14 protein-coding genes are annotated in these 15,888 nt (G+C 62.9%); 6 read left to right on the forward strand and 8 right to left on the reverse strand.

The genetic code is table 11. The annotated features are described in order from the left end of the window. Window positions 1-56: 56 nt before the first annotated feature. Entirely contained in the window at window positions 57-893 is an 837-nt protein-coding gene (locus ACSQ84_RS02305; protein ID WP_436211150.1) for a Crp/Fnr family transcriptional regulator, read from the forward strand. Window positions 894-998: 105 nt separating this feature from the next. Here the strand turns inward: ACSQ84_RS02305 and ACSQ84_RS02310 are convergent, their stop codons facing one another. Together ACSQ84_RS02310 and ACSQ84_RS02315 are read right to left on the reverse strand one after the other, a co-directional pair. Next, window positions 999-1,973 carry an N-carbamoyl-D-amino-acid hydrolase gene (locus tag ACSQ84_RS02310; RefSeq protein ID WP_436211151.1) on the reverse strand — a complete coding sequence of 325 codons (975 nt, stop codon included), beginning with the start codon at window positions 1,971-1,973 and terminating at the stop codon, window positions 999-1,001. Between the two features lie 869 nt (window positions 1,974-2,842). Further along, complete coding sequence (locus ACSQ84_RS02315; RefSeq protein ID WP_436210026.1) at window positions 2,843-3,442, reverse strand: cupin domain-containing protein; 600 nt, start codon at window positions 3,440-3,442, stop codon at window positions 2,843-2,845. 182 nt (window positions 3,443-3,624) lie between these two features. Between ACSQ84_RS02315 and ACSQ84_RS02320 the strand changes: the two genes are divergently transcribed. From ACSQ84_RS02320 to ACSQ84_RS02340, 5 genes are all read left to right on the forward strand, one after another. Then, window positions 3,625-4,392 carry an ABC transporter substrate-binding protein gene (locus tag ACSQ84_RS02320; protein ID WP_436210027.1) on the forward strand — a complete coding sequence of 256 codons (768 nt, stop codon included), beginning with the start codon at window positions 3,625-3,627 and terminating at the stop codon, window positions 4,390-4,392. Between the two features lie 86 nt (window positions 4,393-4,478). Then, window positions 4,479-5,132: an amino acid ABC transporter permease gene (locus tag ACSQ84_RS02325; RefSeq protein WP_436210028.1), complete on the forward strand. Its 654-nt coding sequence runs from the start codon at window positions 4,479-4,481 to the stop codon at window positions 5,130-5,132. Continuing rightward, window positions 5,129-5,860 carry an amino acid ABC transporter ATP-binding protein gene (locus ACSQ84_RS02330; protein ID WP_436210029.1) on the forward strand — a complete coding sequence of 244 codons (732 nt, stop codon included), beginning with the start codon at window positions 5,129-5,131 and terminating at the stop codon, window positions 5,858-5,860. Before ACSQ84_RS02325 ends, ACSQ84_RS02330 begins: the two co-directional genes overlap by 4 nt. Window positions 5,861-5,899: 39 nt before the next feature. Then, the gene (locus tag ACSQ84_RS02335; protein ID WP_436210030.1) at window positions 5,900-7,189 is read left to right on the forward strand and encodes an NAD(P)/FAD-dependent oxidoreductase; all 1,290 of its coding nucleotides are present in this window, start codon (window positions 5,900-5,902) and stop codon (window positions 7,187-7,189) included. A gap of 91 nt (window positions 7,190-7,280) precedes the next feature. Beyond that, window positions 7,281-9,152 carry a bifunctional sugar phosphate isomerase/epimerase/4-hydroxyphenylpyruvate dioxygenase family protein gene (locus ACSQ84_RS02340; RefSeq protein WP_436210031.1) on the forward strand — a complete coding sequence of 624 codons (1,872 nt, stop codon included), beginning with the start codon at window positions 7,281-7,283 and terminating at the stop codon, window positions 9,150-9,152. A gap of 5 nt (window positions 9,153-9,157) precedes the next feature. Here the strand turns inward: ACSQ84_RS02340 and ACSQ84_RS02345 are convergent, their stop codons facing one another. The 6 genes from ACSQ84_RS02345 to ACSQ84_RS02370 are packed head-to-tail and all read right to left on the reverse strand — an operon-like array spanning window position 9,158 to window position 15,887. Further along, the gene (locus tag ACSQ84_RS02345; protein ID WP_436210032.1) at window positions 9,158-9,886 is read right to left on the reverse strand and encodes an SDR family oxidoreductase; all 729 of its coding nucleotides are present in this window, start codon (window positions 9,884-9,886) and stop codon (window positions 9,158-9,160) included. Between the two features lie 6 nt (window positions 9,887-9,892). Next, window positions 9,893-11,545, reverse strand: coding sequence for an AMP-binding protein (locus tag ACSQ84_RS02350; protein WP_436210033.1), 1,653 nt, complete (start codon window positions 11,543-11,545; stop codon window positions 9,893-9,895). 7 nt (window positions 11,546-11,552) lie between these two features. Continuing rightward, a complete protein-coding gene (locus ACSQ84_RS02355; RefSeq protein ID WP_436210034.1) occupies window positions 11,553-12,035 on the reverse strand; it encodes an aromatic-ring-hydroxylating dioxygenase subunit beta in 483 nt (160 codons plus the stop codon). 8 nt (window positions 12,036-12,043) lie between these two features. Further along, window positions 12,044-13,357 carry an aromatic ring-hydroxylating dioxygenase subunit alpha gene (locus tag ACSQ84_RS02360; protein ID WP_436210035.1) on the reverse strand — a complete coding sequence of 438 codons (1,314 nt, stop codon included), beginning with the start codon at window positions 13,355-13,357 and terminating at the stop codon, window positions 12,044-12,046. A gap of 17 nt (window positions 13,358-13,374) precedes the next feature. Further along, entirely contained in the window at window positions 13,375-14,337 is a 963-nt protein-coding gene (locus tag ACSQ84_RS02365) for a PDR/VanB family oxidoreductase (protein WP_436210036.1), read from the reverse strand. Between the two features lie 8 nt (window positions 14,338-14,345). Then, window positions 14,346-15,887: an indolepyruvate oxidoreductase subunit beta family protein gene (locus ACSQ84_RS02370; RefSeq protein WP_436210037.1), complete on the reverse strand. Its 1,542-nt coding sequence runs from the start codon at window positions 15,885-15,887 to the stop codon at window positions 14,346-14,348. Between the last annotated feature and the right edge of the window lies 1 nt (window position 15,888).

The raw sequence follows: 15,888 nt of genomic DNA on the forward strand, positions 1-15,888 counted from the left end.
GGTGCCAAGAGTACTCCGCGGAGAGCCGCGTCCGTCGAGGGAGGAGTTTTCCCGTGATGGAGCCCACTACCCGGGTAGGCAATCGACTGTTAGCTGCGCTGCCGGCGGCAGATTTTGATTTGCTCGCGCCTCATTTGCGGAAAGTATCGCCTGAACGCGACGCAGTGCTGGTTAGATCGGGAGACCTGGTCGAACAGATCTATTTCCCCCTCAGCGGGACGATCGCGTTCATCATGGACATGCCAAACGGACAAACGGTGGCAACCGCGGTCATCGGGAACGAGGGTGCCGTGGGCCTCTTGTCCGCGCTGGGACCCTCCCGCTCTCCGATGACAGCGGTCGTACGCGTGGCCGGAACCTCACTGCAAATTTCTCCCGCAAGATTCCAGGCGGCCCTCAACCGCAGTGGCGCCATCAGAGACGTGGTCCAGATCTACACCAGGGCGCTTTTGGTGCAATTCCAGCATGTCGCCGCCTGCAATGCACTGCACTCGGTCGAGGCCCGCCTGGCCCGGTGGTTGCTCCATATCCACGATCGAGTTGACGGTGATTTCCTGCCGTTGACGCAAGAGGCGCTTTCGGAGTTGCTTGGGGTACGTCGAACGACTGTGACGCATGTCGTGCACAAGCTGCGGAAGTTGCGTGCTATCCGATCTAATCGGCGGGGCCTGATCGAGATTGACCGACCGCGGCTCGAAGCGACGGCGTGCGAGTGCTACGAGGTCATGCGCCGTAGAATCGATCGTATCGTTTCGCCTGAAGGAATGAAGCCTCGGATCCCTCCAGTACACAAAATCCTCCGCGCGCCGGATCCCCTGTTGGCCAAGGCGGATGTCGCGCAGCGGGATACGCGAGCCCATGGGACGACCAATCCGCGGCCGAGAGGCCATTGACGCAATCGACAAAGGTCGACGACGTTGCAGTGCGTAGCCCGGATGAGCGCAGCGACATCCGGGGAAAAGGTACATGGTTCCCGGATATCGCTTCGCTCATCCGGGCTACAGGCCACGACCGCCATTGCCCGAAGGTACCGGCGACCCATCCGCCATCGTGTGCTGTCCCCTTTGCTCGACAATTAACCCATAGGCATGGGGCTGCCGATGCACATCGAAGTCAAAGGTCGTGCGCTTGTAGGAGTTGCACAAATCCAGATCACAGCGCGCCAGTGCGATCTCGTCGTTTTTGGTGGTGCAGGCGGCGACGATTTCACCTGATGGCGCCACAATGCAGCTACCGCCAATCTGGTCGACGCCTTCCTCGATACCCGCCTTGGCCACTCCCACGACCCAAGTCCCGTTTTGGTAGGCGCCAGCCTGCATCACAAGACGATTGTGGAACAGCGAGAGGTCGTCGTGCTCCGGCGCGGGCGGGTTATGCACCGGCGTGTTGTAGCCGATCAGCACCATCTCGACGCCCTGCAGTCCCATGACGCGATAGGTTTCGGGCCAGCGGCGATCATTGCAGATCGCCATGCCGATCACGCCATTGAATGCGTCGGCCACGCCAAAGCCGGAGCCAGGCTCGAAGTAACGCTTTTCCAAATGCTGAAATCGGCGCCAGGGCTCGTGTTCGGCGTGGCCGGGCAAATGTACTTTCCTGTATTTGGAAATGGTGTTGCCGCGCTTGTCCACGAGAACGGACGTGTTGTGCCGATGGGTTTTGCCGTTCTCGACCGCCAGTTCGGCGTAGCCCAGGCAAAATCCGATGCCCAGTTCCCGGGCCAGGTCGAATAAGGCGCGCGTCTCCGGACCAGGCATCTCGCGCTCGAAGAAGGAATCGATTTCCGCCTGATCCGCCATGTACCAGCGCGGGAAAAACGTCGTCAGCGCAAGCTCGGGATAGACGATCAGGTCACATCCGTTGGCGTGCGCCTGGCGCATCAATGCCATGAGCCGCGCCACGACCTCGGTCCTCGTTTCGCTTCGCGCGATAGGGCCCAACTGCCCCGCTGCGACGTTCACAAATCTTGCCACTGTGCTTCCTTTGATTGATGTCGGGTCGAATGTTGTGCCCCGAGGCGGCTCGGCCCTCTGCATGCAGAACCCGTGCCGCGATTGCGGACCGGCGCTTTGCAGCGCGTAACCCGGATAGCGCAGCGACATCCGGGAAAAGGCACGATGGATATCGCTTTCGCTCATCCGGGCTACGGGCTGCGTCGTCTCGCGCGCAAGCGAAAACTCGACGAATGCGTGCGACAAAACAACCCGACGGGCAAATCACTTCTGCTATTCGGAAATCATGTCAAGCCCCTAAATGAAAAATATTTCGCTTTTACAGAAAGGAAAACCAGTTTACATCTTCGTCCATCCCGTCCCGCCAGAGGGGCGTATCATGATCGTCACGATCGTTGGGACGGGTCGCGGTGGACGCTGGTAGCGCCGATAACGAACGGCACGAGAGCGTACGGCAAAGGCGTGTGGTCCTGACGTCGCGGTGCTGGCGTCAATGCACCTGGAGGCAATTGCTTCCAGGGCGCAACGGAGGCAAAAGAGCCGTTCTCCGGGGAGAGCTCGTTATAAGCCGTAAAGCCATTGCGCAGGGAATGTCGGATGTTCTCCGCTGCCCTGTATGCTCGTGTGCGCACCTTTTTGTGCACATTGCACACGAGATCGCGGGTGCAGCGCGCATCCGGCATTCCCTGCGCCCTCTCTTTGGAGGGCGGGAAGTTTCTGGCAAAGCTCGGGCGCCATGCGTCGCGAGATTGCGAAGCCATATCCTCGTCGTCCCTGCGAACGCAGGGACCCATACGCCGCGGCCTCTCGATTTTGGACGGTCGGAGTTGATACCTTTCCCGATAGCTTTGGCCAGTGGTTATGGGTCCCTGCGTTCGCAGGGACGACAGTTATTGCGCCGAAACGCAATTCACCCACAGCACCACCGCCTTGACCTTATCAGACGGATTACCGAATCGATGCGGACGGCGGCTCGCAAAGCGAAAGCTATCGCCCTGCTTGAGCGTCCAGCTTTCTGCATCGACGGTGAGCTTCATTGCGCCTTCGAGCACGAGACCGGCTTCCTCGCCGTCATGCGTATACAATTCGTCGCCGGTAGAGCCGCCGGGCTCCAGGTGGACCAGGAACAGATTGAGCCGGCCGTCCGAACCCGACGGGCTGAGCAACTGCTTGGAGATGCCGGTGCGCCACAGGTTCAACTCGGCGCGCTGCTGCTCGCGGGTGACGATGGCGTCCGAGCCGCTGCCGGCAGTTTCCTTGGTACCGAAAAGCCCGGCGATCCCGACGCCCAGCACATCGGCAATGGTCGCCAGCACCCGCAGCGAAGGCGAGGACAGGCCGCGTTCGATCTGGCTGAGAAAGCCGATCGACAGGTCGGTGCGGGCGGCGATCGTTTCCAGCGACAGCTTGCGGCTTCGCCGCAAGTCGCGGATGCGCTGCCCGACCGCGACGTCCACCGCCGGTTCGGCCTTGACCGCCTTCTTGCTCATGCGCTTGCCGCCGCTCACGTCAAATCGCGTCCTTCATGTGTATGAAAATCCGGCTTGCGCAAGTCCCGGCGATGTGTCCATAATTTCATGGTTATGAAAATAGGCTTGGACGGCGAAACCTGCAACCGGCTTGTTGAAGACGCAAAGTCGCCGCCCGGTGCCCAAACAGTTGAGAGGGTACGATGCTTTTCAAACGTCTGGTTCAGGCCGCGACCGCGGCGCTCGTCCTTGCCGCCGCCACGCCTTCATCGGCGCAGCAGGTGCTCAAGGTAGGCTCGACGCCAACCGGCGTTCCCTTCACCTTCCTCGAAACCAAGACCAACAGCATACAGGGCGTGATGGTCGATCTGATCACGGAGATCGGCAAGGACGCCGGCTTCCAGGTCCAGATCGAGCCGATGCAGTTTTCGGCGCTGGTGCCGTCGCTGACGTCGAACAAGATCGACATCATCTCGGCGGCGATGTTCGCGACCGCTGCGCGCAAGGAAGTGATCGACTTTTCGGACGCAGTCTACACCTACGGCGAGGGCCTCGTGGTGCCGAAGACCGACGCCAAAAACTATGCCTCGCAGGAGGATCTGAAGGGCGAGGCGGTCGGCGCCCAGGTCGGCACGGCCTTCGTCGATGCGTTGAAGAAGACGGGATTGTTCAGCGAGGTCAAGGTCTACGACACCATTCCCGATATTCTGCGTGATGTGAATGCGGGCCGCCTCAAGGCCGGCTTCGCCGACCTTCCGATCCTCGCCTATAACCTGAAGCAGGGCGCGTTCGGGGGAGTCCGGCTGGTGGATTCCTACAAGCCGGTCACCGTGGGCACGGTCTCGATCGGGGTTCGCAAGACCGACAAGGAACTGCTCGGCAAGATCAACGCCTCGCTCGCCAAGCTCAAGGCCAATGGCGCCGTGGACAAGATTCTCGACAAATGGGGTCTGAAGCCCAACGCCTCCTGAGCGGGCATAGCGTTTTCAAGCGAAGTGGATACCGGTTCGCGTGAAGAAAACGCGTCAAAATATAGCGCAACGCGTGATCTGAGCCGATGCAAAACTTCCTGCGCGATGCCGTCGAGTTCCTGCCGATCCTGCTGCAGGGCGTCTGGCTGACCGTCGTCGTCACTATCGGCTCGCTGCTGCTGTCGACGGTGCTGGGCCTGCTGTGGGCCTTGATGCGGGTCTCCGGCGTTCGCGTCCTGACCGGATTGAGCGCCGGTCTGATCAACGTGATCCGCGGCATCCCGATCATCGTGCTGCTGTTCTACCTCTATTTCGTGATGCCCGATTTTGGTATCGCGATGTCTGCGCTGCAGGCCTCGATCCTCGGGCTCGGCATCGCCTATTCGGCCTACCAGGCGGAGAATTTCCGCGCCGGCATCGAGGCGATCGACAAGGGACAGATCGAGGCCGCGCAGACCATCGGCATGGGCTGGTGGCTGACCATGCGCCGCGTGGTGTTGCCGCAGGCGGTCAGGATCGTGCTGCCGCCCTACGGCAACATCATGATCATGCTGCTGAAGGACTCTTCGCAAGCCTCGACCATCACGGTCGCCGAACTGGCGCTGCAGGGCAAGCTGATTGCTTCCTCGACCTTCAAGAACACCAGCGTATTCACGCTGGTCGCCCTGATGTATCTCACCATGAGCATTCCGCTGATCCTGCTGGTTCGCCATTTCGAGAACAAGGCCAACCGCAAATGATCGAGCTCCACAACGTCCATAAGCGCTTTGGTTCCAACGAGGTACTCAAGGGCATTACCGCTTCGGTTGAGAAGAGTGAGGTGGTCTGCATCATCGGCCCGTCAGGCTCGGGCAAGTCGACCATCCTGCGCTGCATCAATGGCCTGGAGAGCTACGATTCCGGTGACATCCTGGTGGAGGGGGCAAAGGTCGACAATAAGGCGCCATCGATCGTCGCGATCCGCACTCAGGTATCGATGGTATTCCAGCGCTTCAACCTGTTTCCGCACCGCACCGCGCTGGAGAACGTGGTCGAAGGTCCGATCTACGTGAAGAAGGAACCGCCGGCCGAGGCGCTCGAGCGCGGCCGGTCGCTGCTGGCGCAGGTCGGGCTTGCGGAGAAGGCCGACGCCCATCCGGGGCAGCTTTCGGGCGGCCAGCAGCAGCGCGTCGCCATCGCCCGCGCGCTGGCAATGCAGCCCAAGGCGATCCTGTTCGACGAACCGACCTCTGCACTCGACCCTGAATTGGTCGGCGAGGTGCTTGGCGTCATGCGCAAGCTTGCCGATGACGGCATGACCATGGTCGTGGTTACCCACGAGATGGGTTTTGCCCGGGACGTCGCCGATCGCGTGCTGTTCATCGACGGCGGCGTCATCGTCGAGCAGGGGGAGGCGAAGTCCGTGCTCAACGCGCCGCAGCACGCGCGGACCCAGGATTTCCTGCACCGCGTGCTGCATCCGCTATGAAGTAAAAGCTGTGAAACGAATTTGCCTGATATGATGACCGTGACCCATCAACCCCTTGCCCTGCCGCCGAGCCTCTATGCGGATACCGCCGTGGCGCCGGTCGCGACGCCGCTGCTCGATGTCGACAAGTCCGTGTCGGTGGCGATCATCGGCGGCGGCTTTGCCGGATTGTCGACCGCGCTGCATCTTGCCGAACAGGGCACCGATGCGATCGTGCTCGAAGCCCAGCAACCCGGCTGGGGCGCAACGGGCAACAATGGCGGCCAGCTCAATCCCGGACTGAAACTCGATCCCGATACGGTCGAGGCGACGTTCGGCGAGGATCTTGGCCGGCGCATGATCGCGTTCAGCTACAACACGCCGGTGTTCACGCTCGACCTGATCCGGCGTCTCGGAATCGCATGCGAGGCGCGGCAAAACGGCACGCTGCGCGCGGCCTATCATGCTTCCAGCACGGCGGGGGTCAAGATAACAGCGGAACAATGCATCCGGCGCGGCATGCCGGTGACTCTGCTTGGCCGCGATGCGGTTCGCGAAGCGACCGGGACGGATCGATATTTGCTGGCCATGAAGGACGCGCGCGGCGGCGATGTGCAGCCGCTGAGTTACGCCCGCGGTCTCGCGCGGGCGGCGATGGCGGCCGGTGCTGCGGTTCACGGCGAGACGCCGGCGACCTCGCTGCGTCGCGAGGGCGGACGATGGCGCATCGAGACCCCGCGCGCGGTGGTTCGCGCCGAAAAGGTCCTGATCGCCACCAACGGCTTCACTGACGATCTCTGGCCTGACCTGCGCCGCACCATCGTGCCGGTGTTCAGCTCGATCGCCTCAACCGAGCCCTTGCCTGACGACGTCGCGCGACAAATCATGCCGACGCGGTCGGTGCTGTATGAGAGCGGGCATATCACCGTCTATTACCGCGTCGATGCGTCGAACCGCCTGCTGATGGGCGGCCGCGGTCCGATGCAATGGATCAGGGATCCGGCTCCGGTCTCATACCTCATGCGCTACGCAGAACGGCTCTGGCCAAAAATCCACGGCGTGCGCTGGACGCACGGCTGGAACAGCCGGCTTGCGATGACATCGGATCACTATCCGCATGTGCACGAACCCGGCGCGGGCGTGCTGGCCTATCTCGGCTGCAATGGCCGCGGCGTCGCGCTCGCAACCGCGATGGGTCAACAACTCGCGAAACGGCTGATCGGCGGCGAGAAGGCCGAGATCGACATGCCGATCACGGGCCTGAAGCCGATTCGCTTCCACGCGCTGTGGCCGGTGGCGGTCAAGGGCGTCGTGCTGACGGGCCGGATCCGCGATCGCCTTGGGCTATAGGTGATCGGGCGACTGGCCAGATGGTTGAAAGGAAGGATGCTTTAGCTCTATCGTGCCGGCCTCGGAGGCAAGGGTTCATGGAGCCAATCGCATGACCAAACGCTCGATCGCCACGGTTTCGCTGAGCGGCTCGCTTGATGAAAAGCTGCGCGCCATTGCCGGCGCCGGCTTCGATGCTGTCGAGATTTTCGAGAATGACCTGCTCACGTTCAGCGGCAGCCCCCGCGATGTCGGGCACCTCTGCCGCGACCTCGGCCTTTCAATTTGCGCGTTCCAGCCGTTCCGCGATTTCGAGGGCATGCCCGAGCCGCAGCGCGCCCGCAACTTCGCGCGGGCACAGCATAAGTTCGACCTGATGCGGGAATTAGGGACCGACCTGCTGCTGATCTGCAGTAATGTTTCACCGGCATCCCTTGGCGGAATTGACCGTGCCGCCGCGGATTTCCGTGCCCTTGGCGAACTCGCGGCTTCGCACGGCCTGCGCGTCGGTTTCGAAGCGCTGGCCTGGGGGCGTCACGTCAATGACTATCGCGACGCCTGGGAAATCGTGCGCCGCGCCGATCACAAATCGATCGGCATCATCCTCGACAGCTTCCATGCGCTGGCGCCGGCATTTCCGGTCAGCGCGATTCAGTCTATTCCGGCGGACAGGATTTTCCTGGTGCAGCTGGCCGACGCGCCGAAGCTTGGTCTCGACGTATTGTCCTGGAGCCGGCATTTCCGTTGCTTCCCGGGGCAGGGCGACCTGCCGGTGGGCTCCTTCATGGATGCCGTGGCCGCGACTGGATATAGCGGTCCGCTGTCGCTGGAGATTTTCAACGATCAGTTTCGCTCCGGCTCGCCGGTCCGCACCGCGACCGACGGGCTGCGTTCGCTGATCCTGCTGGAGGATGAACTGGCCAGGAGTTCGTCCAAGGCGTCGACGCGGAGGCTGCAGCCCAAAGCGCAGAGCCGCGGCGTCGGCTTCGTCGAATTCGCCGTCGACGAAGCCAAAGCAAGGGATCTGTCGGCGCTGTTCGGCCAGCTCGGCTTTCGCAAGACCGGTTCCCACCGCAGCAAGGATGTCGAGCGCTGGTCGCAAGGCCATATCGAGCTGGTCATCAATTGCGAGCCGGATGGCTTTGCGCATTCGCACTACGTCACGCATGGCCCCGGCGTCTGCGCCATTGCGATCGACATCGACGACGCCGGCAAAACCATGGCCCGCGCGGAAGCGCTGAAGGCGCTCACCTTCTACCAGCCGGTCGGGCGCGGCGAACTTGAAATCCCTGCGATACGCGGCGTCGGCGGCAGCCTGCTGTATTTCCTGGAGGCCTCGGGCAAGAACTGGGACACCGATTTCGAAGCGTTGCGCAGCGATGCCGCGACCGACCGTCTCGACGCGGTCGACCATATCTCGCAGTCGATGCCTTATGACGAGATGCTGTCCTGGCTGTTGTTCTACACCGGCATCCTCGATCTGCAACGCCTGCCGCAAATGGAGATCGCCGATCCGGTCGGGCTCGTGCAGAGCCAGGCGCTGATCAACGGCAATCAGGGCTTGCGCGTGATCCTGAACGGCTCATCCGCCACGCGGACGCTGTCAGCCCGTTTCATCAACGAATTCTTCGGCTCCGGCGTGCAGCACATTGCATTTTCATGCAGCGATATTTTTACAACTGTCGCGGATATGCGCTCGCGCGGCGCGGATTTCCTGAAGATACCGGAGAATTATTACGACGATATCGAAGCCAAATACGATCTCGATGCGGCGACGATGACAGCGCTTCGCGACAACCAGATTCTGTACGATCGCGAAGGCGACGGCGAGTTCTTCCAGATCTACACCCACACCTTCGATGACCGGTTCTTCTTCGAGGTCGTCCAGCGGCGGAATTATCAAGGATTTGGCGCCGCCAATGCCGCGGTTCGTCTTGCGGCGCAGACGCGGGAATCCCGGCCGTTGACCATTCCCCGCGCGTGAGGAACCTAAAGCGCGATCGATCCGATGCTCGCGCCGCCGCAGACATAGAGCGCCTGGCCGGTGATGAAATCGGCATCGCGGCTCGAAAAGAACATCACGGCGCGCGCGACATCGTCGGGCCGGCCGATGCGGCCAACCGGGATCGAGCGGGCGAGTTGATCGACCTTCGGACTGCCCTGCGGAATGACTTCGTGGAACATGTCGGTCTCGACCGGTCCCGGAGCCACCACATTGACCGTGATGCCGTGCGCCGCCGTCTCCAGCGCCCACGTCCGCGCCATGCCAAACATGCCGGACTTCGTCGCCGAATAAGCGGTGCGGGTGGCGGCGCCAAGTGCGGCGCGCGAAGCGATCAGGACGATGCGTCCGAAATGGCGCTGCTTCATGCCCGGCAGCGCGGCCTGAGCCAGCGTCAGCGCGGCCCCGAGATGGAGCTGGCTGAGCGCAGCGATGTCGTCGACCGTCACCTGTTCGATCAGATTGGGCCGGATGATCCCGGCATTGTGGATGACATGCGAAACATCATGCCGGGCCGCCACATCGGCGGCGGCATCCGCTGTCGCCTTCGCATCGAACAGATCCACCAGAACCGGTTCCAACCGTGGATGCGACCAATCCGGCAGGCGCCGGTCGAGCGAGATGATTTGGTAGCCCGCAGCCAGCATCGCCTCGGCGATGGCCCGGCCGATGCCGCCGCTGGCGCCCGTGACGATGGCGACGTTGCTCTCGCTCATGATCTCTCACCCGGCCTTCTGCACTGTCCGCCGCTTCAGCGGACGGGTATCGACACACTGATCAGAACCGATCATCGCGGCGACCAGCTCCTTGAGGGCGCCGCGCTGGATTTTCTGCGTCGAGGTCAGCGGCAGCGCCGACACGAACGCGACATAGCCGGGCGCCTTGTAATAGGCGAGGCGGCTCAGGCTCCAGGCGACGAGATCGGCCGCGATCTTGTTGCGTGCTGCAGCATCCGGCAGCGCACCCTCACTCACCACGCAAGCAAACACTTCGTCGCCCCGCACCGGGTCCGGAGCAGGCGCAACCGCGACCTGCCTGACGGCGGGGTGCTGCATCAGCACACTCTCAACCTCGACCGCCGAAATATTCTCGCCGGAGCGGCGGATGACATTCTTCTTGCGGTCGACGAAATGAAATGCCCCATCCGCGCCGCGCCGCACGACGTCGCCGGTGTGAAACCAGCCGCCGTCCCACGCTTCCGCGGTGGCTTCGGCGTCCTTGAGATATTCGCGAAAGAAACCATAGCGCGGTGCCGGGCCCGCGTGGCGCACCAAAAGTTCGCCCGGCTCGTCGACGCCGGCGTCTGCGCCACTAGCGGTAACGATGCGGGCCTCGAGTTCGCCGCCGAGGCGACCGAAACAGCTGGTGCCGGTGTGGCGCGGCTCTGTGGAGGCGACGACCACGGCGCCGGCGCCGGTTTCGGTCATGGCCCAGGCCTCGACCAGCGGAAAGCCGAACCGGGTCTCGAAGGGCTCGTGCAGCGCCTTGTCGACGCCGGCACCAAAACCGAAGCGCACGCTGTGGCGCTTGTCGTCGGCGCTTTCGGGCGCGCCCATCAGCATCGGCGGCATCACGCCGAGATAATGCACGATGGTAGCGCGGCTATCCCTGACGCTGGCCCACCAGCTCTTCGGGTGGAAACGGTCGAGCACGATCAGACAGCCTCCGGTAGTCACCATCGCCATCGCGGAATAAGCCATCGCATTCATGTGAAACACCGGCAGCGGCGTCAGCATCCGCTCGGAGCTGTGGTTCAGCGCGATCAAGCCGCCGACGCTGGCGTACCAATGGCCGGCATACAGAAAATATTCGTTCGGCAGCACGCAGCCTTTGGGCCGGCCGGTGGTGCCCGAGGTGTAGAGCAGGGCACATTCGCTGTCGCGATCGGGTGTGCCTGGCCGCGGCGCCGAGGCGTGGATCGCCATTGGCTTATCATCCGGCCCGACGACGGGAATGTCGCGCCCGATCGCCTTGGCCGCGGCCGCGACATCGTCATGACGCGAAGGGATCACGACCGCCGAGACGATCTCGGAATGGCCGATCAGGTATTCCAGCTCGGCGGCACGCATGTCCGGATTGATGGGTACCAGCGACACGCCGAGCGCATTGAGCGCAAACCAATGCAGGAAAAAGCCCGGGCGATTCTCCATGAGAATGCCGACCCGATGGCCGCGGCCGTAGCCTCTGGCCCGATAGGCGTCGGTCAGAGCGACAATCCGTGTGAGAACCTCGCCATAACTGATCTCGCCAGCCGCAATGCCATAGGCTTGCGCCGTCTCGGGCAGCACGGCCAGAAATGGCTTGTTGCCGTGGCTCGCCGCGGCGCGTGCGAAGGCCTCAAAGACGGTTGCAGGAGCCTCGATCGGGAGCTGCATCACCGTCTCACATGAACAGCTGGATATTGCCGAAGGCGGCGTCGCAATTAACGATGTCGACCCGCTTCATCTTGATCTTGAGCGCGCCGTCGACCATCGCCAAGGTGTGGGTTGCCCAGGCCGCGTAAAGGTCCTGCTGGTCGAGGCGCGTCTCGACATAATGCATCGGCGTCCAGGTGACATACTCGTTCGCGGCCTCGTTCCGGCTGTCGACCTGTGGCGTCTGCAGCACGTGATGGCAGCGGCTCTTTGGCTTCTGCGAAAAGGTCCGGTTGCCCTTGAGCCGCTCGACACGGATCTTGAGCAACAGCTTGTCCTCGTACATCAGCGACGTCGTCAGCCGCGGATCGGTTTGGCCCCATTCGAGCGGCATCCAGTATAAGCCATCCTCGGCGAACAGGTCGAGCCATTCCTCAAAGCGGTGCTGGTCGATCAACCGGGTTTCGCGAATGACGAATTCGATCAATTGCTGGTCAGTCGGCGCGGTCATGGCAGCACTCACATCGACATCGTCATGAATTTCGACCAGGCGCGGAACTGGTTCCGCATCTGCCATTCGGTGGTGCCGTTGGTGACGGCCGTCGTGTCCGCTATTTCGGAGGGATCGTAGAGGCGCTGCAGATTGACCCATTGATTGGCGTCGACATGCAGGCCTTCCTGCGCGCGCTCGTACATTTCGAGGTCATCATGGCCGACGACGGAAGTCGGCGCGTTGATCAGCCGGTTGTACATCAATGTACGCTCCAGCAGCATGTCGGGCGCGTCGACGAGGCGGAAGGTCCAGCTTTCCACCAGCGTCTTGTTGGCAGCGATCGGCTTGAACACGCGCACCAGCTGGATCGGCCCCTTGATCATGATGTTGGGAAAATACACCGTGTTGTGGCGGTTCTCATTGAGTATCGACTTGGCCCGTTCCTCGCCATGCGCTGCCGCCATCCTCTCGAAATACCCGGGCACTGCCGAATAATCGGAATGAATCGAATGGTGCACGCCGGTATGGCCGTGACCGTTGGGCCAGACCCGGATGCCCATGTTCTCGAAGAATTCATAAGGCGCCATGAACGGCGCGTAGATCTCGACCGCCATCGGCTTCTTGGCGCCGGGCGGCGCATTCTTCCACACCTCGATCGCGGTGCCGGCCGAAGATTCATGCGCGACCATGGGGTGGCAGGTATCGGTCTGGTTCTCGACCAGCATTTTCCAATTGCAATTGTGCATGTAGCGCAGCACGCCGCCGGCGACTTCGAGCCGGCCCGCTGGAGAGCGGTCGACCATGTTGTCAAAACTTGAAAGACTGTCGCCGAAAAAATCCTCGAAGCCGGGGCCGGTATCGTTGAGCTTGGCGAATATGAAGCCGCGATAGTTATGCACGTGTTTGACGGCGCTCATCCCGCGCCCGGCGTGGCTCTGTTCGACGCCGGTGTTCTCGTAGCCCTTCTTCAGGGGGATCGCGAGCAGCGACCCGTCGGTCTTGAAACTCCAGGCGTGATAGGGACAGCGGAAGAACTTTCCGGTGTTGCCGCAGGATTCGGTGGTGATGCGGGTGCCCTTGTGCGGGCAGCGGTTGTGCAGGACCTTCACGGTGTTGTCGGTGTGGCGCACCATCAGGATCGGCTGGGTGCCGATGGTGGTGCCGTAGTAGTCGCCGGGTTTGGCGACCTGGCTGTCATGGCCGACATAGGCCCAAGTGTTGGCGAAGACATGCTCCATTTCGAGCTGGAATACTTCTTCGTCGATATAGACGTCGCGGTGCACCTCGGTCTCGCGCACGAGGCCTTTGATTGCTTCGACGTTTCCGCGATATCTGGCCATGGGCACCTCCTTAGGAATCAAAGATCGAGCACGAGCCGCGGCGACTTCGACCGCGAAACACAGATTTGCATGACCTTGCCACCGGCCTTTTCGCTATCCGTCAGGATGTAGTCGCGATGGTCGGGCGTGCCTTCGACCACCCCGACCTGGCAGATGCCGCAATCGCCGCGCTGGCAATCATGCATGGGATCCTCGCCCGCTTCGATCAGCACACTGAGAATGGTCTTGTCCGGCGGAATAAGGAAGGTCTTGCCGGAACTGTTCAGTACCACCTCGAACGGCTGGTCGCCGGCGAGGGGGCCCGGGGTGGTAAAAATCTCGAAACGCAGGCGACCGCCGGGCCAGCCGAGGTCCCTGGCGCTCTGGATCGCCGCATCGATCATCGGCTTGGGTCCGCAGACGTACAACGGTTCGTCGCCGGTGAGCGATATCATCAGACGCTTCACGTCGAAGACGCCGCCGGTGTCGTCGGTGTGAATCGACAGGTGCTCGCCGCACAGCGTTTCGCTCTCGCCGAGAAAGGCGAGATGGTCGCGCGAGCGGCCGGCGTAGATGAAGCGGTAGGGGTGCTTGCTGGCGGTGAGTGTTGCCGCCATGGAGAGCATGGGCGTTACTCCGATGCCGCCGGCCACCAGCACGATCGGCTTCGACGTCGGCTCAAGCGGGAAATTGTTCTGGGGCGCGGCGACCGAGAGGACGTCTCCGACCTTAAGCGTGTGCATGAATTTGGAACCGCCTTGGCTCGGCTGCTCCATCCGCACGCCGAGACGATAGGCGTGCGGGCGTGTGGTCGCTGCCGGATCGAGCGAGGTATTGATCAGCGAATAAGAGCGTTCGCCGCCAACGGGCAGGCGCACTTTCACATGCGCGCCGGCCTCCCAAGAGGGCAGCGGCTCGCCGTGCGGGCGGGCGAGCTTGACCGAGCGGATCAACGCGGTTTCCGCGTGGATATCCGTTACGGTGAGGTCGAACTGGTCCATCGTATCAATCACAGAAAGGTTTCAACCGTGGCAAGCGCGCCGTCGAGCGCCTTACCCTCTTCATCGGCGAGCGCGGCCTTGCAAAGCCGGCGCAACCATTGCGCGCCGTCAGCGCGACCGGCGAGGCGCGGTGCAACCGCGATCACCCTGTCGAATTTCGAGGCGCCGCGCGCGTGGGTGTCGGAATAGCCCTTCACCAGCCGACGCGCCTCAAGAATGGCGACGGCAAGCTCGTAATCTTTTGCGGCGGTGTTGCGGGCGAGATCGAGCCAGGTGTCGCGATGCGCGACCTCGCGCCGATGGCGCAATGTGCCGCGGCGAAAGCGTTTCATGCCACCCAAGATGTATAGCGGCAGGAACCATCTGATGGTGCCGGTCTGCACGCGCCGTCCGCGATTGACCAGGCGGTCGAGCGCCTTGCGCAGGCCAGGCTTGCCTTCGAGCCACCGGCCGAGGCCCGCGGGGAGCGTGCCCAAGACTTCTTCCATGCGCGGATGCATGAACTCGGTAGTGTAGACGAGCTGATCGGGCTTTGCGAGAACCTCGCTGCGGACGCGCTCGAAGCGGCTGGCGCGGGTCTTGAGGTCGGCGACGCGGATGACGTCGTCATAGGCCATGGCCACCGCAATGTGTTTGGCCGCCGCCCGCGTCAATGCGGGATCGCCGCTGCGCTCCAGGCGCAGGAAACCGGCGACCAGATCGAGATATTCGCGCGCGTACAGCACGTCCTGAAAGTCGGCGACCTTGCGCATGCCTGCGGCGATCATGCCATGCAGGGAGGTGGTGAAAGTCGTGCGGGCGTCCGCGACGAGTGCATCGAAGGCGGCGTCGCCGATCGGTGCGAGCGCCGGATACAGCTTGCCGGCGGAAGCGGGTTTGGGCGCCTCGGGCGGCGTCGCCGACGCCGCATCCGCCTGCGTGCGCTCAAAGCCCGCGGCGAACGCGCGCAGGCTCGGCTCGATGCCGATGCCTGCACTGCGGATGGTCGCTTCATACGCTTCGCGGTCGAATGGGAGCGCGCCGCTGCCGGCGAGCGCCCCGAACAGCACTGCCGAGATGGCGCTGCCGGTGCTGTCTGCGAGCGTGGCCATGTCGAAGGCGACGAAACGTTTCGCGGCGGCCTCTGCAGCGTCATAGACCTTGCTGGAGTCGCTGATGCCGTCGCCCGGCACCAGCTTCTCCTGGACCGCGAACGAACGATGCGAGGAGGCGATCAGCGTGGTCTTGTCTGGCGTGACGAGGCCGCGCTGGATGGCCCGGCCGGCTTCCATCAGTTCGGCGCCGACCACGACATCGACTTCACCGGGCACCGGCATCAGCGACAGCACCGGGTAGGCGGCGTCCGGGCGGGCAGGGATCATCTCGACATAATAGATGGTCGCGCCGGTGCGCTGGGCGACACCCGGCACCGAGGTGGACTGCGCGATCCAGTTCTGGCTTTCCGCCAGCGCCACGATCCAGTCGACCAGCACGCCGCCGCCCTGGCCGCCCATCGCGAGCACGGCGATCGAAAGCGGTCGAGTCAGATCGCTGGCGGGCGGCTGCAGCATG

Source organism: Bradyrhizobium sp. LjRoot220 (assembly GCF_964252915.1).
Lineage (GTDB): Bacteria > Pseudomonadota > Alphaproteobacteria > Rhizobiales > Xanthobacteraceae > Bradyrhizobium.